This window comes from Hymenobacter sediminis, assembly GCF_003231285.1.
GTDB classification, from domain to species: Bacteria; Bacteroidota; Bacteroidia; order Cytophagales; family Hymenobacteraceae; genus Hymenobacter; species Hymenobacter sediminis.
On the sequence record NZ_QKNS01000008.1, the window covers coordinates 12,023 to 34,041 of the forward strand.

At 58.0% G+C, this 22,019-nt stretch carries 19 protein-coding genes and 1 tRNA gene; 5 read left to right on the top strand and 15 right to left on the bottom strand.

Features of this window, described 5'->3' with window-relative positions:
- The first annotated feature begins 142 nt into the window (after positions 1–142).
- Positions 143–475 carry a DUF5681 domain-containing protein gene (locus DNI29_RS19315; protein WP_110979789.1) on the top strand — a complete coding sequence of 111 codons (333 nt, stop codon included), beginning with the start codon at positions 143–145 and terminating at the stop codon, positions 473–475.
- Positions 476–718: 243 nt separating this feature from the next.
- On the opposite strand, the gene DNI29_RS19320 is transcribed toward DNI29_RS19315, so the two are convergent.
- The 8 genes from DNI29_RS19320 to DNI29_RS19355 all read right to left on the bottom strand — a co-directional run bounded on the left by DNI29_RS19320 (position 719) and on the right by DNI29_RS19355 (position 10,584).
- Positions 719–806 (bottom strand) — tRNA-Ser (locus DNI29_RS19320).
- Between the two features lie 68 nt (positions 807–874).
- Positions 875–1,930 carry an asparaginase gene (locus DNI29_RS19325; protein WP_238388148.1) on the bottom strand — a complete coding sequence of 352 codons (1,056 nt, stop codon included), beginning with the start codon at positions 1,928–1,930 and terminating at the stop codon, positions 875–877.
- A 337-nt stretch (positions 1,931–2,267) separates the two neighbouring features.
- Positions 2,268–3,044: a TatD family hydrolase gene (locus DNI29_RS19330; protein ID WP_110979790.1), complete on the bottom strand. Its 777-nt coding sequence runs from the start codon at positions 3,042–3,044 to the stop codon at positions 2,268–2,270.
- A gap of 218 nt (positions 3,045–3,262) precedes the next feature.
- The gene (locus DNI29_RS19335; protein ID WP_202910537.1) at positions 3,263–5,554 is read right to left on the bottom strand and encodes a glycoside hydrolase family 3 C-terminal domain-containing protein; all 2,292 of its coding nucleotides are present in this window, start codon (positions 5,552–5,554) and stop codon (positions 3,263–3,265) included.
- Positions 5,555–5,843: 289 nt separating this feature from the next.
- Complete coding sequence (locus tag DNI29_RS19340) at positions 5,844–6,947, bottom strand: glycosyltransferase (protein ID WP_110979791.1); 1,104 nt, start codon at positions 6,945–6,947, stop codon at positions 5,844–5,846.
- A gap of 200 nt (positions 6,948–7,147) precedes the next feature.
- Positions 7,148–7,777: a polysaccharide deacetylase family protein gene (locus DNI29_RS19345; RefSeq protein ID WP_238388149.1), complete on the bottom strand. Its 630-nt coding sequence runs from the start codon at positions 7,775–7,777 to the stop codon at positions 7,148–7,150.
- An 81-nt stretch (positions 7,778–7,858) separates the two neighbouring features.
- Positions 7,859–8,986, bottom strand: a complete 1,128-nt coding sequence (locus DNI29_RS19350) for a glycosyltransferase family 4 protein (RefSeq protein WP_110979793.1) — start codon at positions 8,984–8,986, stop codon at positions 7,859–7,861.
- Positions 8,987–9,078: 92 nt separating this feature from the next.
- Positions 9,079–10,584, bottom strand: a complete 1,506-nt coding sequence (locus tag DNI29_RS19355) for an oligosaccharide flippase family protein (RefSeq protein ID WP_110979794.1) — start codon at positions 10,582–10,584, stop codon at positions 9,079–9,081.
- A 224-nt stretch (positions 10,585–10,808) separates the two neighbouring features.
- Here DNI29_RS19355 and DNI29_RS19360 point away from each other — a divergent pair, with 224 nt between their 5' ends.
- Together DNI29_RS19360 and DNI29_RS19365 are read left to right on the top strand one after the other, a co-directional pair.
- A complete protein-coding gene (locus tag DNI29_RS19360; protein ID WP_162303672.1) occupies positions 10,809–11,798 on the top strand; it encodes a GumC domain-containing protein in 990 nt (329 codons plus the stop codon).
- Entirely contained in the window at positions 11,795–13,249 is a 1,455-nt protein-coding gene (locus tag DNI29_RS19365; protein WP_110979796.1) for an O-antigen ligase family protein, read from the top strand. Before DNI29_RS19360 ends, DNI29_RS19365 begins: the two co-directional genes overlap by 4 nt.
- A gap of 240 nt (positions 13,250–13,489) precedes the next feature.
- Here the strand turns inward: DNI29_RS19365 and DNI29_RS19370 are convergent, their stop codons facing one another.
- From DNI29_RS19370 to DNI29_RS19395, 6 genes are all read right to left on the bottom strand, one after another.
- Complete coding sequence (locus DNI29_RS19370) at positions 13,490–14,722, bottom strand: PP2C family protein-serine/threonine phosphatase (RefSeq protein WP_110979797.1); 1,233 nt, start codon at positions 14,720–14,722, stop codon at positions 13,490–13,492.
- Positions 14,723–14,767: 45 nt separating this feature from the next.
- Entirely contained in the window at positions 14,768–15,952 is a 1,185-nt protein-coding gene (locus DNI29_RS19375; RefSeq protein ID WP_238388150.1) for an ABC transporter permease, read from the bottom strand.
- 2 nt (positions 15,953–15,954) lie between these two features.
- The gene (locus tag DNI29_RS19380; RefSeq protein WP_110979798.1) at positions 15,955–16,212 is read right to left on the bottom strand and encodes a MarR family transcriptional regulator; all 258 of its coding nucleotides are present in this window, start codon (positions 16,210–16,212) and stop codon (positions 15,955–15,957) included.
- 138 nt (positions 16,213–16,350) lie between these two features.
- The gene (locus DNI29_RS19385) at positions 16,351–16,869 is read right to left on the bottom strand and encodes a c-type cytochrome (RefSeq protein ID WP_238388151.1); all 519 of its coding nucleotides are present in this window, start codon (positions 16,867–16,869) and stop codon (positions 16,351–16,353) included.
- Between the two features lie 116 nt (positions 16,870–16,985).
- Complete coding sequence (locus tag DNI29_RS19390) at positions 16,986–18,311, bottom strand: glycosyltransferase (RefSeq protein WP_162303673.1); 1,326 nt, start codon at positions 18,309–18,311, stop codon at positions 16,986–16,988.
- Positions 18,203–19,249 carry a lysylphosphatidylglycerol synthase transmembrane domain-containing protein gene (locus tag DNI29_RS19395; RefSeq protein WP_110979800.1) on the bottom strand — a complete coding sequence of 349 codons (1,047 nt, stop codon included), beginning with the start codon at positions 19,247–19,249 and terminating at the stop codon, positions 18,203–18,205. Before DNI29_RS19395 ends, DNI29_RS19390 begins: the two co-directional genes overlap by 109 nt.
- A gap of 86 nt (positions 19,250–19,335) precedes the next feature.
- Between DNI29_RS19395 and ruvC the strand changes: the two genes are divergently transcribed.
- On the top strand, positions 19,336–19,971 hold the full coding sequence (gene ruvC / locus DNI29_RS19400; protein ID WP_110979801.1) for a crossover junction endodeoxyribonuclease RuvC: 636 nt from the start codon (positions 19,336–19,338) through the stop codon (positions 19,969–19,971).
- Between the two features lie 184 nt (positions 19,972–20,155).
- Here the strand turns inward: ruvC and DNI29_RS19405 are convergent, their stop codons facing one another.
- A complete protein-coding gene (locus tag DNI29_RS19405; protein ID WP_110979802.1) occupies positions 20,156–21,481 on the bottom strand; it encodes a hypothetical protein in 1,326 nt (441 codons plus the stop codon).
- Positions 21,482–21,776: 295 nt separating this feature from the next.
- Between DNI29_RS19405 and DNI29_RS19410 the strand changes: the two genes are divergently transcribed.
- Complete coding sequence (locus DNI29_RS19410) at positions 21,777–21,995, top strand: KTSC domain-containing protein (protein ID WP_110979803.1); 219 nt, start codon at positions 21,777–21,779, stop codon at positions 21,993–21,995.
- Positions 21,996–22,019: the final 24 nt, after the last annotated feature.

The window sequence follows — 22,019 nt, forward strand, 5'->3', positions numbered from 1 at the left end:
TGCAAAATTGAACCCTAAAAGTTCCGTCTCCTTTATAGCATCCCGGCCTCCAGCAAAGGGCGTATCTTGCTGTAAACAACAGATAATAACAGCGGTAGAGCCTATATACAACCCCAAACGGCCACCCCTCACCTTATTGCGTATGGCATACGAAAAAGGCACCAGCGGCAATCCTTCCGGCCGCCCTAAGGGAAGTGCTAACAAGGCTACCACTCACACCCGGGAGCTAATCGGCGCGGCCTCATCCGGCCTCGATGCCGATACGTTGCGGAGCCACCTACTTACTCTAAGCGGTAAGGACTTTATAGATGCCTACGTGAAGCTTGCCGAGTTTGTAGCCCCAAAGTTGCAGCGCACTGCCTTAGCTACCGATGATGAGCAGAAAGGTCGGGTGAAAGTGACGTTGCATATCGGCGGCACTGCAGAACAGCGCGAAGCTAACGCCCGCGCCGCCCGCGAACTATTAGCCGAGTAGCAGGGCGTTCGGTTAGTTGGGCATTGTGAAAAAAGAAGGGCCACCGCGTCAGATAACGTGGTGGCCCTTATCCGTAGGTAGGAGCTGGCAACTACTTACCCAGCGGGTACACAAAGATACTTAGCGAGTGCAAAAATGCGTCGGCTACCCCTACAGCGTGTGCCCTGTAAATGGAGTGTGTACCCCTACGCGTACCCTTGAAAAACATAAAGCCCGTTTCTGACTCAGAAACGGGCTTTATTGCAGAGAGGAAGGGATTCGAACCCTCGATGAGCTTGAGACCCATACACACTTTCCAGGCGTGCTCCTTCGACCACTCGGACACCTCTCTAGGATGCGGGGAAGTGGCGCAAAATAACACCCAATTTTCGGAATACGCAAGCGTTGGGCGCAGTCAGCCTACATTATCGTGATTTCGCCGCGCAGATCCTGGGTCAGCAAGCGACGGGTTTCGGGAGCATTCTGCCTGAGGCCCAGCACGAACATGAGTTTGGCAATGGCTGCTTCCACCGTCATATCATCGCCCCCGATTACGCCCAGATCGGTGAGGTAGGCGCTGGTTTCGTAACGGCCCTGCATCACGCGGCCCTCCTCGCATTGGCTAACGTTGAGCAGGTGCACACCCCGGTCGGTCGCGTCGCGCAGGCACTTGAGAAACCAGGGGGCCGTAGGCGCGTTGCCCGAGCCGTAGGTCTCCAGCACGCAGCCGCGCAGCCCGTCGGTATCCAGTTGGGCCCGCAGCATGCGCTCCGTCAGGCCCGGGAATAGGCGCAGAATGGTTACCTGGTCGTCGAGGTGTTGGTGGGCCTGCAGGGGGGCGGAGGGCAGCGGCCGAATCTGCTCGTCGTTGAAGTCCAGCTCGATGCCGGCCCGGGCCAGGGGCGGGTAGTTTTCGGAGCGGAAAGCGTTGTACTGCTGGCTTTCCACCTTTTTGGCGCGGTTGCCCCGAATCAGCAAATCATTGAAGAACACACATACCTCGGGCACGCGCACGGTGCCGGCCATGGGGTGACGGGCGGCGGCCATTTCCAGGGCCGTTACCAGGTTGCGGCGCGCATCCGTGCGGATACGGCCTACCGGCACCTGAGCGCCGGTAAACACCACCGCCTTGCCCATGTTTTCGAGCAGGAAGCTGAGCGCTGCCGCCGAGTAGGCCATGGTATCGGTGCCGTGCAGCACCACGAAGCCGTCGTAGCGGGCATAGTTTTCCTGAATGAGCGCGGCCAGCCGCAGCCAGTCCTGCACCGTCACGTTGCTGGAGTCGATGGGCTCGCCCAAATTGGTGACTTCCACGCGCATGTTGAGCTGGCGTAGCTCGGGCATCTTCTTGCGAATCTGCTCGAAGTTCATGGGCACCAACTCGCCGCGGCGGTTGTAGGCCATGCCCACGGTTCCGCCGGTGTAGATGACCAGAATAGCTGTTTCGGGTTTGGATGGAAGCGCAGGGGTAAGCAAAAGCGGGTAGTTTGGGTGGTGAAAGAAAGCTCCGGGGGTGGGCCAGATGTGCCGCCAAGTTAGCGACGACTGCTTACTATACCATTCGCGCGCCGATGCGAGGTAGCAACCGTCATGCAGAGGCAGAGTCGAAGCATCTGACGTGCTGCAGTGAGGGTAACTGTCGTCCTGAGCTGGTCGAGGAATCTCGTCTGGTGTCGTGGTAATGGTAACCTGACGTCAGCACGCGAGATTCCTCGACCAGCTCGGAATGACGGCCTTATTACTTCCTGGCTTCTAACTCTTTAGTAGCTAGCACTGGCTGAGATTGGGCTTAGTAAAGCGTCCTTAAACCTCTCTACTTCCCTACCTCCCCAAACAGCGCCAAGGTGTTGCGGGTGGTAACCTCAGCTACTTCTTCGGGGTCTTTGCCCATGATTTCGGCTACGCGGTGAGCCACAAAGGGTAGGTAGGCAGGTTCATTGCGTTTGCCCCGGTAGGGAATGGGGGCCAGGTAGGGGCAGTCGGTTTCGAGGAGCAGATGCTCCAGCTCCAGGCCCGGCAGTACTTTGTCGAGGCCACCGTTCTTGAAGGTAGCTACGCCTCCGATACCCAGCTTGAAGCCCAGCCGGATTACCTCCTCGGCCTCCTGGCGGGTGCCGGAAAAGCAGTGAAACACGCCTCGCAGCGTGCCATCCTGAGCGGCCGCAATGATGTCGGCAGCTTCGCGGAAGGCCTCGCGGGTGTGCAGTACCAGGGGCAGGTTGTATTTCTTGGCCAGGTCCACCTGAATGCGTAGCGCTTCCTGTTGCTCGGCCAAAAGGGTTTTATCCCAGTACAAATCAATGCCGCACTCCCCTACTGCTGCAAAAGGTCGGCGGCTCAGCCAGGTTTCCACCTCGTAGAGCTCCTTCTCAAAGTTGCGCGTTACGTGGCAGGGGTGCAGGCCCATTTGGGCAAAGCACTGCGAAGGGTATTTGGCTTCCACCTCCAGCATGGCATCAATGCTGGTGTGGTCGATGTTGGGCATGAAGATGGTGCGAACCCCGGCCTCAAAAGCCCGGAGCAGCATGTCATCCTGGTCGGGCTTGAATTGCTCGGAGTAAACGTGCGCGTGCGAATCAGAGAGTTGCATGCGGCAAAGGTCGTGAAATTGTGAGTTGCTGGATGGATAAGTGAAAAGAGCTATGTGAAGAGGCTCGATGAAGCTATTTTCCTGGAGAAGCCCTACCCCCTAAAAAGCAGCAAGCCCTCGACCACTGTACCAGCGTCAAGGGCTTGTTACGTTTTCAGGCTTGTCACTGCAAGTGGAAGAAGGACTTCGCTCCACCCACCATGACACGCTTCACTCTCTTACAATTTTACTTCTCCCGTCTGGCGAATGTCGCGTGAGGAGCTGCCGACAAGCAGGCTGAACTTGCCGGGTTCCAACACCCATTGCTTCTTGGCCTCGTCGTAGTAGCGGAAGGCATCGGGGCCTAGGGTGAGAGTTACGGTTTTCGACTCGCCAGGCTTCAGGAAGACCTTCTGGAAGGCTTTCAGCTCCTTTTCGGGGCGCTTCACGCTGGCCTGGTCATCGTGCACGTAGAGCTGCACCACCTCAGCGCCGGCTACTTTGCCGGTGTTACGCACGGTTAGCGTTACCGTGGCGCTTTGGGCGGCGGGTTTTACCGTGAGTTTGCCGTAGTCAAAGGAGGTGTAGCTCAGGCCGTGGCCGAAGGCAAACTGTGGGGCTACCTTGTAGGTATCGAAGTAGCGGTAGCCCACAAAGATGTCTTCTTTGTACGTCTGTTTTAGGGGGTTGCCGGGGGTACTGGGGTACTCGCCCAGCTTGTGAGCCGGCGAGTCTTCCAGCTTCACGGGGAAGGTAAAGGGGAGCTTGCCCGAGGGGTTTACATCGCCAAACAGAATGCTGGCCAAGGCGTTGCCGCCTTCCATGCCGGGGTACCAGGCCTCCACAATGCCCTTAGCCTGCCCGGCCCACGCCGATACGTCAATGGGGCCGCCGCCCATCAGCACTACCACTGTGTTGGGGTTGGCCTTCAGCACGGCCTGAATCAGCTCGTCCTGACCGAAAGGCATTTTCATGTCGGGCTTGTCGTAACCCTCGGCGTCGTAGGCGTTATCCGACCACACTTTATAGTCGTAGCCGTGGGTAGAGCCGCCCACAATGATGGCCACGTCGGCGGCTTTGGCGGCGGCTACGGCCTGCTCAATCAACTGAGGATCAGCTTTCTGATTGCGGGCAATTTTGTAGCCGGGAGCGTAGGTAATGTTGGCCTGGGAACCCAAGGCTTTCTGCAGGCCCTGCAGGGGCGTAATCTCATACTTAGCCTTCACCTGGGAGCTGCCGCCGCCCAGGGCGTTTTCGCGGGTAGCGTTGGCCCCGATAACAGCAAAGGACTTCGCGGTTTTCTTGAGGGGTAGGATGCTGCCGTCATTTTTGAGCAGCACAATGCCTTCTTCGGCTACTTTGCGGGCCGTGGCTTGGTGCTCCGGGGTGTTGTAGGCGCCGGGCTTGCGCTTGGCCCCATCCATCATGCTGGTGGCGTACATCACGCGCAGAATCCGGCGCACCTTGTCATCGAGCAGGGGCTCCAGGGACTTGTCTTTTTTTATAGCCTCCAGGGCCGGCTTACCGAAGAAAAACCGGTCGTAAAGGCTCGGCATGTCCTCTTGTTTCACCTGGCTGGCCGTCTGATCGACGCTGTTGTACATCAGGGAGAGGTCGGTACCCATTTCCAGGTCAGTGCCGTTGCGCAGGCCCTGCTGGGTGTCGTGCACCGAGCCCCAGTCGCTGATTACCAGCCCCTTGAATCCCCATTCCCCCTTCAGAATATCGTTCATCAGGTAGGCGTTGTGGGTGGCATACTGGCCCCGGAACTTATTGTAGGAGCCCATGAGGGTGTGCGCCCCACCTTCCTGGATAGCGGCCTGGAAACCCGGCAGGTAGATTTCGCGCAGAGCCCGCTCGCTCATGTACACGTCAATGTCGTTGCGGTGCTCCTCCTGGTTGTTGGCGGCGTAGTGCTTTACGCTGGCCGAAACGCCCTGGTCCTGCACCCCGCGGATGTAGCCCACCACCATCTTCGAGACGAGGTAGGGGTCTTCGCTGAGGTATTCGAAGTTACGCCCGTTCAGGGGTGTGCGCACAATGTTGATGCCAGGCCCCAGGATGATATCCTTGCCTCGAAACGCCGCCTCACTGCCTAGCACCGAGCCGAAGGCATAGCCCAGCTCGGGGTTCCAGGTAGAAGCCAAGGTGTTGCCGGTGGGCAAGTAGGTACCCGAGTCGTTTACGCCCTCGTCGGGCTTCCAGTCGCGGCCGTGTTCGAGGCGCACGCCGTGGGGTCCGTCGGAGGTTTCCATCTCAGGAATGCCCAGTCGCTTCACGCCGCCCGAGTTAAAGGAAGATGTGGCGTGAATCATGGCAATCTTCTCTTCCAGGGTCAGCTTCTTGAGCAGTTGGTCGATTTTGGCCTCATTGCCCATCAGGGCCTGCTGACGGTTGGTACCTGCAGACGTAGTGGTTTTGGTGGAGGCGGGAGTAGCGGCCCGCTTGGTTTGGGCCGTGGCCAGATGGCTGGAAGCACAAAACAAAGCGGCCATCAGTAGAGCGCGGGCGCTGGGTGGGAACAGGAGCATATGAAAAGAAACGTACGCGGTGGAAACGAAAAGCAAAGGAAATACGCCAGGCAGCTGGGCGGGCCACTAAGGCCTCAGGACACCCTGATAAAGCCGCAGAAGCTAACTACCAGTCTGACCAAAGGTATTGGCCCGGGGCGCTAAAATCCACCTCGAATATGCCTTTTTCAAACCTCTATGGCCACTGATGCACCTCCGGCATACACTTACAGCACACGTACCGGCATGCTAAAACGGTTGAGTTTTGCGCTGGGAGGCAAATCTGAGTCGGTTAAAAAACAACCGAATTTTATCGGTACTGTCGGCCCTTCCAACTGAAAGACACAGGCAACAGGCGAAATCCGATCAGGCCTACGCTCAGCAGAATCGTGTACAGCTCAAACATCGGCAGCAACTCCAGCGGCACCCGCCGCCCTACCCGCCGGAAGCACAGCAACGCCCACGCCCCCTGCAGCAGCAGCTTCCCCCCCCACACTCCCAGGGCAGGCCCTACCCCAGCCACCACCGCCAACCCGGCCAGCATCAGGTAAAAGGAGCCGTACAGAGCCAGGCAGAGTTTCAGCCAGGCGGGCAGCTGCTCTACTCCGCGCATCCAGCGCCGCCGCTGGTGCAGGAGCCCGCCCCAGGTGTACATGGGCAGCGACTCCGCCAGGATTTCGGCCCGAAACAGGTTGCGGGAGGTGTAGCTGCAACGCAGCACTGCCTTGAACAACTCGTAGTCTTCGGTGACGGAAAAAGGTAGTTGCTCATAGCCACCGGTAGCCTCGTAGGCTGCGCGGGTAATCAGCATGTTGTTGCCCATGGCCGTCACTGGCCGCCCCAAATCCGTGACTACCTGCACCAGCCCCAACGACATCAGCCAATCGAGGCCCTGCAGGCGGTGAAACAGGCGCGGGCCCGTGACCAGCGTCAGGCCCGTGACAATGCCCACGCCGGGCTGGGCGTGAGCCAGCAGCCCTTGCAGCCAAGTGGGCGGCACGGCAATGTCGGCATCCGTAATAAAGAAGTAGTCAGCGGAAGCGACGCGGGCCAGATGAGCCAGCACGTTGGCCTTGCCGCGGGCCGTGCCCAACACGTCGGTAATAGCAATTATGCGAAAAGAGCCACCGTAGCCTTCCATAGCGGCATCAGCCACGGCGGCGGTGTTGTCGGTGGAAGCATCATCGCCGAGTAGGACTTCAATCCGCTCCGGGGGGTAGTGCAGCGCCCGGATGGCCCGCAGGCAGCGGCCAATGGCGGCTTCTTCGTTGCGGGCTGCAATGAGGATGCTCACGCGCGGCATCAACCTGGGTAATGCCCCTGGCCTGCTACCCCGCTGCCGGGCAAACAACCCTACTGATAAGGCCAACAGCCCAAACCAGCTCAGAAAATAAAGTGTCAGCAACAGCAGCATACGCTACAAAGAACGGGCAGCCGCCGCACTTATCCGTGCGCCAATCCTTTCAGCCCGATGACTACGCCTATTTGCGTTATCCTAATCTCAGCTTCCTACCCCCCTAAGTCGGGTTGAACCCTCAGCGAGCATCAGCACTCAGCACAACGTCAGCTGGTCAGACGAATACGTCATCGGAATGAGGAATATACCCTACCCCCTTACAACCGCTCGAAGCGGTAGCCACGTTCGGCAAAATGGGCGAGGTAGCGGGGCAGCACGTAGCGCAGGTTAGGGCTGGCTTTCAGGCTATCATGAAACACGACAATGGAGCCCGGCCGCGACAAGCGGATGGCAGTAGCCAAACACGCCTCGGGGGTAAAGTCCCGGTCGTAGTCGCAGGTGAGCATGTCCCACATCACTACCTGATACGTGCGGCTCAGCTCCTGAGCCAAGCCGGGCGTAATGCGGCCGTAAGGTGGGCGCAGCAGAGGTCGAGCCTCGGGCTGCAGCTCTCCGAGCAGCTCCTGGCATTGGGCCACATCCCGGAGGTAGTGAGCCCGCGAATGGCTCCAGCCGCTGATGTGGTGGTAGGTATGGTTGGCTAGGCAGTGCCCCTGCTCCACTACTAGCCGCGCTACCTCAGGGTGTCGGCGCAGGTTGTCGCCCACGCAAAAGAACGTGCCTTTGGCACCGTATTTTGCCAGCTCCTCCACCACAAATGGCGTTTCCTCGGGAATGGGGCCGTCATCGAAAGTGAGGTAGAGGGTAGGCGGATCGGTGGCAGGCATCTGCCAGAGGCAGTCTGGAAACAGCCGCTGCACCAGCCCTGGCATTCGGTGTAGATGCATGGAAAGTCGGTCAGATACCCGCCGCGCAGGCCGCGCCAAGTTGGCGTACCTTTTCGTTGCAACGGAGGCGCAAGCTACGGCTTACGCTACACATGCTTCAATTTCCAGCCAGAGGCGGCGGGCACTTTCCTCCCAGGAAAACCGCTCTGCGTTGCGCAGCCCGCGTTCCGTTAACTCAGCGCGGTAGCTTTCGGAGGCGTACACCTCTCCTAGCCCATCGGCGATGGAGGCTACCGAAAACGGATCGACGAGGCGAGCCGCGCCGCCGGCAACCTCGGGCAGGGAGCTACAATTGGAGGTGATAACCGGGGAAGCACAGGCCTGGGCTTCAATAACCGGGATGCCAAAGCCCTCAAAATAAGGCACGTAGCAGGTCGCCAGTGCCGCCGCGTACAGCTCCACCAACTCGGCATCGGTTACGCGCCCCGTCAGGTGCACATCGTGGCGGTGCCGCATTTGTTGGTACACCTCGAAGATAGGTCCAGCCTTCCAGGCGGTGCGGCCTACTATCAGCAGCTTTGTAGGGGCACCAGTGGCAGCTTTAAACTGATCGAAGGCCTGCAGCAGATTTACCAGGTTTTTGCGTGGCTGCAAGGCCCCCACAAACAAGAAATAGGGCTTTCCGGCGCTGAACCGCTCCCGCGTAGCCTGCTGCACAGCCGGGGGCTGGGGCCGAAAATGGCTGTCAGCGGCATTGTACACCACGCTGACTTTCTCTGGAGCTACCCCATACGTTTGCACCAAGTCCTGACGCGTAGCCTCCGAAACGGCCACCACCCGCCGCGAGGCCCGCACGAAGCGCGGGGTGAAGTAGCGGTAGTAGCTTAGCACCAGCCGGCCAACATCCTGCGGGAAATGCTCAAAAGCGAGGTCATGGATGACGGTTACACGGGGCACTTGGGTGCGTAGGGTGGTGTAGCCATCAGGACTGAGGAAGACGTCTGGCCGGTGGCGGTGCAGCCAGCGGGCAACAGCACCTTCAAACCAGGCCAGCCACAGCAACGGGTGCCGGGCCGGGGGCGCCAGCACATGCGGCACTACGTTTGGGCCCAGCAAATACCGCTCATCAAAGGCCCGGTCAAACAGGAAGTGAAACGTATGCTCCGGGTGTTGCCGCACCAAACAGCGCAGCGTTTCGAGCGTGAAGCGGCCAATACCCTCCAGCTTGTCGCCGGGCAGTAAAAAGCGGACGTTAACAGCTATTTCCAATTGGTTATTGACCCGTTAAATAAAGCACCAGAAACAAGCAAGGAGGGACTGTCAGGTAATATGGCTGATAAAGTCCAATGTCCTTCTTTCAACTATTTGCTGCCTCTCAGCTGCCGGATTTCAGAAACTTTTACTACCCCCAGCGCGGCCACCAAGGCCAGCAGCCATAGGCCTGCGGCGCCTGCTTCCAGCCACCAGGGCAGCCCGGCGTAGGTGCGCAGCAGATACCAGCCGCCGCATAGCCCCACAAACACCAAAGCGAGCCGTAGCAGCATGCCCCATGGTAGCCGCACGCCCGTGCGCCGCGGCACCAGCCATAGGTATCCGCCCGAAACCAGCACGGCGCAGAGCAGTGTATTCAGGGCGCCGGCCAAGGCGCCGAAACGGGGCATCAGCACGAAATTCATGGCCACATTGAGGAAAATGCTACCCGTCACCAGCCACGAAACTGGCTTTTCATGGTCGGTACTGGTGAGCAGGGTGCTGTAAATGGCAAAGAAGGCGTGCACCAGCACGTTCAGAAACAACAGCTGCAGGCACTGGGTCATGCGGGCAACCTCGGCGGGCGTGCTATGCCCAAACTGAAAGAACAGCAGTTCTCCCCGAAATAAGCCAAAGCCCACCACGAACAGGAGTGGCACCGTCACGACCCGCTGCCCAAACCACAGCAGGCTCTGCTGCTCATCGGGGCGGCCGGTGGCGCGGGCAAACCGGGCGAAAAACAGGGGCAGTACCGTCCAAAGGTACATCATGACAGCATCAACCCACCGGTAGGCCGCGGCGTAGTAGCTGGCCTCCTTGCTGGAAACCAACCGCTCCAGCATCAGCATATCTACGCGCTCATTGAGGCCATAGACCAGCGTGATCAGGGCCAGGGGCAGACTATCCAGTAGCACCTGCCGGGCCTGCAGCCACTGGGGCCGCAAACTCACCCGCCCATAGAAACGCCGGATCAGGACCACCAATAGCAGAAAAGTAAAGCCTACCGCTATGGTGCGCGCCCCCACGTACCGGTCAAGGCTGAGGCCTACGGGCAGTAGGGCCAGCACTAACCCCAGCAGCAGCAGCCGCTCCAGCACCGACAGCATAGCATCGGTATTGAAGCGCTGGTGGGCTTGCAATACCCCCCGCAGAAACAGGATGTACTGGGTCAGCAGCAAGCCGGCGGCAGTAATGGCCAGCAGCAGGAGCCAGTGCCCCCGGTAGCCCAGCACCCACCCTACCCCAACGGTAGCCAGCAGGAACCCTACCCCTAATCCAATGCGCAAGGGCAACAAGGTGGGAAAGTACTCCTGAAAAAAGCCCGGCGAGGCAGCCAGCCGCTTGGTGGTCAGCTGGGTAGTGCCCAAATCAGAAATACCAGCCACGATGGTGGCCAGCGTTAGCAGGGCCGTGAAGGTGCCGAATACTTCGTGCCCGAGGCGGTCCTGCACCACGTTTTCCAACACTACCCAACCAGGTTTTACCAGCAGGTTGAGCAACACCACGAAGCTGATATTTCCTAGAAAGCGTTTGATGCTACAAGGCGTAAAGTCGGTGAAAGATCCGGAGGGCAGCGTATGGTTCAGCACCAATCCCCTCCCTGATATCAGGCGCAAAACTAGGAAATTTGAGGTGGCTGCCCCGACTGTAGGGTATATGACGCTGCCTTTTTCCTCTATCTTTGGGCGCCTCTGCCGGGCCCTTCCATCTCCTGGGCAGATGGTTCCACCATATTATGTCAGAGTCTTCGTATTCGCTTCTGGGCTTATGGCCCATAATCAATCGTTGGAAAAAGCCGGTAGGCACTGCAGTTCTTCTGGCATTGGTCGTAAGCACCATTGTGGCGCTCATACTGCCGAATATCTACAAATCAACCGCCGTTTTTTTCCCTACTAACCCGCAAACCACGGACCCCGACCGCGTGGCTACGGAAGGTAGCAAGCTGGACCTCAACGGGCGTACCGAAGACCTGGACCGCATTATCACCATTGGCCAGTCGCAGCCGGTTGCCGATCTGATTATCAAGCGCTTTCATCTTTATGAGCGCTACGAAGTAGGCCAGCCTGGCGACGAGAAGGCGGATAATGAGGTATTGCGCGAATTCAGCTCCAACCTGGATATCGTTCATAATGAGCGAGATGCCATCGAGTTGACCTTTCAGGATAAGGACAAGCAATTTGCGGCTCGTATTGCCAATACCCTGGTACAGGTCATTGACTCCATAAACCAGCGCCTCACGCTTGAAAACCGCCGCAATGTGTTGGGCCTCTACCAGCAAAACTATCAATTCCTGGACGACGAGTTTGAAAAGACCCGCCAGCAGCTACTCGGGGCCCGGCGCCGCTACGGCATCTATGGCATCTATGGCATGGAGCAACAGTCGCGCTACCTGGCCCGCGAAATCCTGAAAGTGCAAAGTGAGTTGGGGCAGGCCCTGGGCAGCGGCGCCGATGCCCGCCGGGTAGCCGGCCTGCGCCGAGCCCTGCGCAACCTCACCCATAACAGTGGCGAAGACAACGTCATGAATCTGGAAAGCTTTACCCAGGGCATCGACTCAGTGAACCTGCTGACCCTGCGCATGACGGACCTGCAGGAGCGCCTTATAATAGCTCGCGGCGACTACGAAACGGCCGATTTGGCCATTCGGGGCAAACTTTCTTCGCTGTACATCGTGCAGAAAGCCTACCCTGCTACTAAAAAAAGCAAGCCAGTGCGCTGGCTTATTGTTGTGGGTTCTGTGTTCCTGACGCTGGTTTTATCCTTGGTAGTAGTCACGCTGCTGGAGCTGTGGCGCCGGAATTCCCGAACCTTAAAGCGGCCTACCTCATGAACCAGCGCCTAGCCTCCTGGCTGCCGGCCTCCCCAGAGCAGCGGGTATTCGCGGGCTTTGTGGTGCTACTGCTTGGGGGCGGCGCAACGGCGGCGTTGCTGGAAACACCGCTGGCTCTGCTGCCGCTGGCCTTGTTGCTAGGCCTGTTAGTGCTGCTCACAGAATGGCGGGTGGTATATTACCTGCTGTTCCTGACGCTGGCCTTCTCACGAGAAGAACCCCTACCCGGCGGGCTGAGCCTCGATGTGCCCTCGGAGCCACTGCTACTAATTCTGACGGGTTGCATCCTGACCGTGCTGTTGATTCGGTCCAGCGTTATATCCGTACGGGAGGTGCGGCATCCGTTGGTGGTTATCCTGCTGTTGATGCTGCTTTGGTCAGTAGTGTCCACCACATTTTCCGTGGATACCACCAAATCTGTCAAGTATCTGCTAGCCAAAACCTGGTACCTGGTGCCCTTTGGGCTCGGGACGCTGTTGTTGCTGGTGCGCCCTCGTGACCTCTGGCGGGTAGCAGGCACCTATACGGCCGCAGTTTGCGCTACGGTGCTAATTGTAGGGGTACGCCATGCCACTAAGGGCTTTACCTTTGATACTATTAATGAGGCCGTTGGAAACCTGTACCGCAACCACGTTATCTATGCCACGGTACTGGCGCTGTTGCTCCCGTTTGCCCTATACGGCGCCCGTAGCACCAAAGGCACGGCCCGCCTAGCTTGGCGCATAGCCATAGGAATTCTGCTGTTCGGACTGTTTACGTCGTACACTCGCGCCTCCATGCTGTCATTACCGGTGGCAGGTATTCTGTACTGGGTGATTCGGCTGCGCCAGACCCGCCTGTTGCTGGCAGGTACCGTAGTGGGGCTTCTGGCTAGTACTTCCTACTTCCTGAGCCAGAACAACTACATGCTGTATGCTCCGGATTTTGAAAAGACAATTTTCAATGGGGAGGATTTCAGTAAACACCTGGAGGCCACTTATAAGCTACAGGACGTTTCCGGGATGGAGCGGGTGTACCGCTGGGTAGCGGCCGGCCGTATGGCTGCCGACAAGCCTCTGGTAGGCAGCGGCCCTAGCACCTTTTACCCGGAGTACAAGCGCTATACCGTGCGCAGCTTCCGCACCTATGTGAGTGAAAACCCCGAGAAATCGACCACCCACAATTATTTCCTGCTGGTGCTGGCCGAACAGGGCTTTCCGGGACTGATTCTGTTTTTGATTCTGCTGAGTGTGGCCCTGCTTACCATAGAGCACCTCTATCATCGCACGCAACATGGCTCCCAGCCCCGCTATGTGCTGCTGGCCTGTAGCATGAGTTTTGTGATTATCCTGTTTCACCTGCTGCTCAATGAGCTGGTAGAGGTAGATAAAATCGGTTCTTTCTTCTTTATCAACCTCTTCATGCTGATCCGGATAGGAACCTGGACGAGGGGTGAGTTGGTGAGTGAGTAAAGTTCGGGCCCACCGCCAGCAGACTTAGGCCGTTATGCGGCTACATCTGTCGGCCAGTTTGCAGACCTGCTGCCGCAGGCAACCACTCTGTGTTAGCGCAGCCTGCATACTACCCCTCTTCTAAAACCAAAAGGAAGCCAGCGCGACGTTCTCGCGCTGGCTTCCTTTTGAGGACTACCTGATCTTAGAAATGGAAGACGTTAAGCTATCGGTTGCATAGTTGCTCTCCGCTGCACACTATCACTTAAACCGGCAGCTCAGAATAGTTACGTCGTCGGCGAAGCGAGCCCCTTGGGCATTGTAGGCCTCAATTTCGCGGAGCAGTTCCCGGTGTAGCGTAGGCAGTGGAGCGTAGCGGTTGTGGCGCAGCACCCGCACTACACCTTCTTCCCCGAACTCGTTTTGCTCCTGATCAAATACTTCGGTGAGGCCATCAGTATAAGTGAGCAGCAAGGTACGGGGGGGCACCTGTACACGGCCCACCTTCAGCATGGGCAAATCCTCCATGACGCCCAGCATAATAGTGCCTTCTTTAAGCAGCACAACAGGTCCGGCATCCGAAATCAGCAGTGGGTCGTTATGGCCGGCATTTACGTACTGCAGCTCCCGCGTAGCACGGTTATACAGGCCAAAAAACACGGTGATGAACTTGTCGCCGCCGGCATTCCGGAAGATGAGGTTATTGAGCTCCTGCGCCACGGTTCCTAAATCGGCCTGCTGACGTAGCAGCGTGCGCAGCCCGGCCTGGAAGTTCGACATCAACAAAGAAGCCGCTACTCCCTTGCCTGATACATCAGCCACGCAGAACAGAAACCGGTCGGCATCCAAGCTCACCACATCGTAGTAGTCGCCGCCCACGGCGGTGTGGGGCACGTAGGAGGCGTGCACGGCTACGTGGGCATCGTTGGGAAGCTTGCGCGGGAAGAGCATGGTTTGCACCTCCTGGGCAATTTCAATTTCCTTGCGCATCGCCGCCGCCGCTACCCGCTGCCGGGCCAAGCGGCGGTTCTCAATGGCCCCAATGAGAATGTTACTTAGGGTTTGCAGGAACTTGGTAGCCTCCTCGTTAGCGTAGTCCTCGTGCACATTGCCGATGAGCACGTACGCCAGCACCTCCCCGTTCTGCACCACCGGGATAACGGTTTCCAGGTACTGCCACTCGCGACCTAAACCGCTGAAGCTGGTGATGGGGCAGGGCACGCTGGTGCAGTTTTCGAGAATAGCGGCCGGCAAGGGAATCTTCTGAAAGTCGGGCAGACCGGCCCCGAAGGATACCATACATTGCCACTCTCCTTCTTCTTTCACATACAGCACTAGCCGCCGAATGTTGAGCTGCCCAAGCAGGGTGAACTGGAAGATTTTATACAGCGCGGCCTCCGTAGGGTCCTGATTGATGGCCTGGGTGATTTCCAATAGCGCCCCCAGCTCACGCTCCTTCAGGAACAGACGCTTTTCGGGAGTAATCGTTGGCATATGGCAGAGAGAAAATAACTGAGTAGGGAGAGTAAGGAAAGTAGCTTAGCTACTCCCTAAAGGAGTTTTGGGGTCATAGGCATCGCGCAGGCCGTTGCCTAGCAAGTTGAAGCTCAGCACCAGTAAGCTAATGGCCAAGCCTGGCAACAGCGTCAGCCAGAAACCGGCGGAGGTACCCAGAAGCTGAAAGCCTTCGTTTACCATCAGTCCCCACGACGGGGCCGGGGGCTGCACACCCAGCCCCAGAAAGCTTAGGCCGGCTTCAAGCAGAATGGCCGCTGCAAAGTTACTAGTTGCCAGCACAATCAGGGGGCCTACCATGTTGGGCAAGAGGTGACGCCAGATCAGCCGGCTTTGGGGCAGGCCCAGCACGCGGCCGGCTTCCACAAAGGTTTTTTCGCGTAGGCTCAGCATCTGGCCCCGCACCACGCGCGCTACATCTACCCACATGGTCAGGCCCACAGCCACGAAGGAGGTCCAGACGCCTTTGCTGTCGAGGGCCAGGGAAATGGCAATAACCAGCATAATGCCCGGAATACTCCACACCACCGTCATCAGGCCCAGCAGCAAACTATCGACCCAGCCACCCACGTAGCCGGCCACGGCCCCAATGAGCATACCTAACGCCACGGAAATCAGTACGGCCACCAGCCCAATGCCCAGGCTCACGCGGGTGCCCAGCAGCAGGCGGCTCAACTCGTCGCGGCCGGCTTTGTCGGTACCCAGCCAGTAAGTACGCTGCAGAATGTGGTCCTGCTCTATTTCCTGGCGCAGCGCCCCTGGCTGCCCGGTGTGGCCTACCACGGCCGACAAGGGGTAGGCCTGCGGCTTGTCGGCGAGGGCGGAATGGTTCTGGTAGGGCGTAGTCAGCAGCGAATCGCCCTGGAAACGGTAGCCCCCGATGGGCACTTCCTGAAACTGCGGACGCTGGCCTTCCCACCATGTGCGCAGAAAGTTATTTCTTCCGGCGCGGGCCGAATCAGGCAGGGCCAGCCGCAACACGGTGGCCCGGAAGCCAGGTGCTTCTTTCTGGAGCTGCACCAGCCCGTTGTTGGCGTTGGGCGAGTTATCGGGCAGCACCCAGTAGCCCAGCAGCGCCACCAGCGTGCACAGCACAATAAAGCCCAGCCCCAGCATGGCCGGCGCGTTGCCCAGCAGGCGCTGCCGCACGTAATAGCTGGGCGGCCGGGCCACGGAAGCGGCGGCTACAGGAGCCGTAGTAACTGCCACGGCTAGCGGGTGTTGTGTTGGAGCAGCCCTTCCTTGGAGGCCAGAAAGTAACAGTCGCGCACAATGGCCCCAAAGGAGCTTTCCTCGAAGGCCAGTTCGGTATCGGGGTCGGGCCAGAAGCTGCGGATCAGGCCCTGCTCCAGCAAGCCGCGCAGAGTGCGCTCCAGTTCGGCAGGTGCAAGGCCGGTTTTCTGGCCCAGGTCGGCAAAGGAAGTGACGAAGTACAGTTCGTCGAGGATGTCAAATTCAGCGTCAGTCACAGAGAAAGGCGGGTGGTTGTGCAGGGCAAAGGTAGGGTTTGGAAAGGTTCGGGGGGTAGCATGCCGTAATGTCCTTTTCTGGAATCAAGGAAGTAATTCCTGGCTAGCTGCCATTTCAATCTAGGTGAGAAACCTGGCTTATCTGCGCGCAATTGCCCCCGTAGGAACGGAGTGCACTATCTGCTGCTCCTGGAATTCAATATAAGTGACAATGGCTTTGATTTCCTGATCCGTAAGCTGGAAGCTGGGCATCTGCTGCTTCTGGTATTGGTTGAAGATCTTCACCGAATACTCGTCGCCACGGGCTACCATTTTGCTGGAGTTCTTCACCCAAGGAATGATCCAGGACATAGGCCGACGTTGGGAAATGCCAGCCAAAGCAGGCCCTACTACCACTTCTTTCACGTTATGACACTGGGCGCAGTTGCCTTTGAAAAGAGCGTCGCCAGCGGCAATTGCAGCGGCGTCAGCGCCAGTTGGCGGTTGGGTTGGTAACGTGGGCTCGACACTAGGGCGCCCCGGCCCGCCCGCTAGTGCTGTCTCCGCCTGCTCAGGCTCTGTTAGCAGACCGCTCATCGAAAATCCAAATACCATGATAGTGCGGAAAATCAGCACCAAACTAGCCGGCATCACAACTTCTAACCACGCCTTATTCATATGAAACGGGAATGAAGGATGAAACAATAAATACAGAATAAGTACGCGTCGAAACACCGTAAACACAAGTGTACACGCGCTTTTATCAGCTTGCTAGTTGATAATATTCCTACCCCCTACTTGGCACCTAGCCTTCGGTCCTTCCACTCATAGCTGCCACGCAGGCCCAGCAGGCCGGTGGCCAGGGCATAGGGCCCGTAGGCCAACTGCAGTACCGGCACCCACCACAGCCACTGGGGCTGCCCCAGAAACCTCAGCACCGGCCGCAGAAACAGTATATCAGCCAGGAGCTTGAGGGCCCAGGCGCTCAGCAGCCCTACCCCCGAAGCTACCCCAACCCCCCACAGCCCTACCCCTACCGGAAACGTGAGGTTGCTCAGCAGCACCAGCACCGCTAGTCGCTGCGGAGCGGCTGTTTGGTAGTGGCGCCACTTGCTGGCCCAGCGTACCCGCTGCCGCAACAACTGATGCACTGTGGGCTGAGCGGCCGTGCGCACTAGGGCCGCTTCTTGGGCCAAAAACCGAATGCTGCCGGGAAAGGTGGCGTGCAGCTTGTGCAACAGAAACTCATCGTCGCCGCTGGGTACGGCCTCGTTGCCCTGGTAGCCATTTACGGCAAAGAAATCGGCGCGGCGGTAGGCTAGGTTGGCGCCGTTGCACATGGTAGGGCGGTTCAGGCCGATGCTGGCGGCCCCTACCCCCACCAGTCCGGCCAACTCCAGGCCTTGCAGGGTTGCCAGCCAGCCGGTGCCCGTCAGGAGGATGGGGCCACTGATGAAGCGCGCAGTGGCGTCCGCAGCCGCCAGTTCCGCGTAGGCCTGCACCCAACCGGCGGGCACCCGGCAATCGGCATCGGTGAGGAGCACCCAGGGGGCGCGGGCTACCTGCAGGGCAGCCTGCACGGCCGCTTTCTTGCCGGTGGGTGCGCCAGGCAACTGCGCCAGCCGCACTAAGCGCACCGGAAACGGCAGATCCTGCTCCGCCTGGCTTACAATATTGGCCGTGTTATCGGTTGAATGATCATCGACTATAATCAGCTCCACCCCGCCGGAAATCGGCTTTTGCCGCTGCAAGTCGTGCAGTAGATGGGGCAGGTTATCGGCTTCGTTGCGAGCCGCTACGATGATGGAAAAGCCGGGAGTTTCGTTTTCTCCTGAAGCTCGGCTGGCTTCGGTAGCGGCCACGGCTACTTCTATTGCCAGCGGTTTTTTCTTTACTTCCTCGCCCAAGGCTACCTGCCGCTCCCATGCTCCCCGAAACCGTACCATCTGCCAGAGGTAGGCGCCATTGAGGCCCAGCAGGGCTAGTGTAGCTGTCCAGACGACGCTACCCATCAGAAACTTACCGGCGTGGGCCGGCTTTTGTGGCGCTTGCGCAGCACCTTCATCCGCAGCACGAACACCAGCCCAATGGCGCTGGGCACGGCAATATTCAGCACCCACAGGCTGAGGCTAGCGCTAAGCACGGGCAGCACCGGCTCGCCCAACAGCCCAAACAGGTGCGTGGCCGACAGCTCCCGCACGCCCACGTCGGCCAGGGCATTGAGCGAGGGTACTAACGACTTCAGCAGAAACGTACCTGCCACAGCGGCCAGGGCTGGCCCTACCGGTGCCTGCACCCCGTAGGCCCACAGCAGCAACCCAAACTGGGCGCAGAACACGGCGTAGCGCAAGCTGGAAATCAGCAGGACGGCCGTGAGGGCGCGGGCGGGGTAGGTGGGCATAACGGCCAGAAACCGGCTAAAGCGCCTCAGTGGGCGCACCGCCTGCACCGCCGCCACCAGCATTTGCGAGTAGTAGAGGGGTAGCAGCACGGCCATGTTCAGCAGCAGTGTAGCCAGCCCTACCCCCACCTGGGCCGCCGGGTAGCCTGCCAGGTAAAACCGCAGCAGAAAATACAGCAGCCCCGCCGTGCCCGCCAGCACCGTAGCCACCAACTGGCAATAGCGCCCCAGAAACACCGCCCCCAAGGCATCCAGCCGCCGGCTTTTCAGCTCAATGATGCGGCCGGCATAGTCGCCTACCCGGTTCGGGGTCACGAACCCCAGGGTGAGGCCTACCAGTACCGCCCGGAAGCTGCGCCGAAACGATACGGGCTCCAGGTGCCGGGCCAGGCGCCACCATTTCCAGGCTTCCAGCCCCCAGTTGAGGGGCATCAGCAGCAGAGCCAGCAGCACCGGGCCCCGGCCTTCGCCGCTGAGGGTACGCGCGAGCAGCCCTCGCCAAGCGGCAGCCGTGGCTTCATCGGCCACTACGGAGTGCCAGAGCAGCCCCAGCGTTAGCAGCGTGATGAAGAGTTTGCCCGCTACTACTAGTCCGCGCCGCCGGGCTGCCGGTTCTTCCGGCTTTTGGACGTAGTTTTGTAGATGAGGCGCAGACAAGTGGGCAGCTGGTTGGTTTGCTTCGGCAAGTTACCGACGAAAATTCACGTCGCTCTGCCTATCTTCTCGCTCTCTCCTAACGCGCTATGATTCTACCCCTTGCCTCTGCCGATCTGCTGCCCAAAGTGATTATGGGCGTTGACCCCGGTACCCAAATCATGGGCTATGCCGTGATTGAGGTGCAGGGCCAGCAAGTGAACGTGCTGCGCTACGATGTCATCGACATGAAGAAGCTCGGCACCAATCACGCCCTCAAGCTCAAAAAAATCTATGAGCGCATGACGGAGCTGATTGAGGAGTTTCTGCCCGATGAGTTAGCTATTGAGGCACCCTTCTTCGGGGTGAACGTACAGAGTATGTTGAAGTTGGGCCGCGCCCAGGGGGTAGCCATTGCTGCCTGCCTCTCCCGCCAAATTCCCTACGTGGAGTACGCGCCCACCAAAGTAAAGCAATCGGTAACGGGCTCCGGCAACGCCACCAAGGAGCAGGTAGCTCATATGCTCCGCCAGACGCTGAAGCTGCCGCCCATCGAAGAAGCGCCCAAGTTCCTCGACGCCACCGACGCCCTAGCCGTGGCCATGTGCCACCACTACCAGAAGGGCAACAACGTGAAAGCCGGCGGCAAAAGCTGGGGCAAGTTCCTGGCCGACAACCCCAGCAAGCTAGCCGCCCCCGTAGCTGGGAAGAAAGCTACTGCCGCGAAGAAAAAGCCAGCAGCATAATTAGCTGTTTAGTTAACGTAATTCGAGTGGCTGTTGCAGAACTCTATCTGTATTCCAGATAAGCTATGTTTTACTCTATGTTGACAAAAAATAATGGCGGTAAGTGGGCTTTTTAGCCTGTTCCCGACTGTGATTCTATTCGGCAGATTCACTATTGGGAGTTCTGCAACAGCCACTCGACTTATCAGACAAGTGCTCTAAAGCTTTGCTCATCAGAGCGTCCCAGCTGCAATTGGTGCAGCAACCGCGTTTCAGCATAGCTATCAAAAGGCAGTTCTTCATTCAGCCATGCAGGCAACACATTGTTCTCGATCAGTAATTCTACTACTGTATTTCGGTGAATGCCACAGGTCATTTTTTGGTACAACGCTAGTAAGGGTGCCGCGCACTCGGGCGTCTTATTGACTTGATAGATTTCTGTGTAGCTGCAAGCCAGTGTTTCAATGGTGTGTTCATTATGGAAACGGGAAATAATGTTTGTCAGCAGCAAGGCATCACCCTCTTGGTAGTTGCTGATCAGCATGTCTGTATACATGCTAGGGCGGGTAGTAACCGCCAACCGTTGCAACGCAAACTCTCTGATTTTTGGCGCCCTAAGGTGTCTTAATGCATCTGTAGCAAACTCCGTGAGCCGGTTCCTGCTACTACGTTTCCGCTGCGCTAGCTCCAGAATGGGTTCGTAGGACAACGGAAAGGGGAAGAGAGTAAATATGTACAGCAGGTTCTCTTGTACGGCTATTCTTTTCTCCCGCACGAGCTGCTCGGCTAACTGGCGCATTTCATGGGGTTCCAAACCGCGTTTTTTCAAGGCGAAGCGGATATATCCCTGACGGGGTGCGCGCAAGATTTCCTCAAGGTCGGCCATCTCTGTTCGTGGCCGCTGGAGGGTAGCATAGTGAGCGAGGGTAGCCTCAATAGTTTGCACATAGCGGCGCACGTCCTCATCCTGTTCCGCTAGCGCGTGTAGTTCCTGCCAGACGTTTATCGTCGGGTGGTCCTCCTGAAAGGAACGAATAAGGTGGTCATCCTGCCAGTCTTCAGAATTCTTGGCTAAGGCTTGGCCGAACTTGCGGGCAATATATTTCAACCCTTCCAAGCCGTCCAATTCTATAATTTCTTGCGCTCCGACCCAATCAGCCCCCTCGATGGGGTTGCGCAAAAATCGGTTGTACAAGGCCCTGCGGGCGCTGGCGTCGCCGTGTTGCGCGAAGAGCAAAGCCAACTCAAACAACTGAGTTAAGGTCCAAGTATCAGTTTGCTCTGTGGCCAACCCTTTCAGCACGGCGCGCTGAATCCGCTTCGATTGGGTTGCTATGCTGTAGAGTTGATAGATGTACTGTGCACGGCTGGGCTCCGCTTGCCCATCATAGGCATAATTTTTCAGAGCTGCTTGGATGATATACCCGGAGAAATCAACACCGGGATTAGCCTGAGCAATTAGGTGTGCTCGACCCGTTCCACGTCTAACAGATTGTATAAAAGCCCTCTTCAGAATTCTTGAATTGGTCATAGGTACTTAATGGTAGGCACTCTTCCTGGCTCGGAATATAAGTTGCCTCAGTCTATCTGGTTGAACAGCATAGTCTATCTAGCAAATTGGAACAATAGCCGTTTAAATAAAAACAGATTTTTTTTCGTGCTGAGGCCTCTAGAAAATTCGCTCTTTATCTGGTTTCTGTCCCTTTACATAACATCAGTTATATCTAAACTCTTGAAAAACGTTAATTTTTCGGCTTCACAAGGGAGTAATCTTCTTCTGCATATTTCTCATAACATATCTGATTAATTTCCTACCCCTCCTATCTATGCAACGCCGCCCCGTCCGCTCTTCTTCGCTGAAAGCCGTTGGCTACGATGCCGCTACCCTTACACTGGAAATAGAGTACCGCCACGGCGGGCTGGTCCGCTACACGGGCGTACCAGCCACTATTTACGAGGCTCTGCTGCAAGTGCCGGGCAAGGCCATGTTTGTAGAGCAAGTGGTGGAGCGCGGCGGCTACGGGCGCGAACAAGTGCGCAGGTAGTTGCCGCTCTTTTACTCTGTCTTT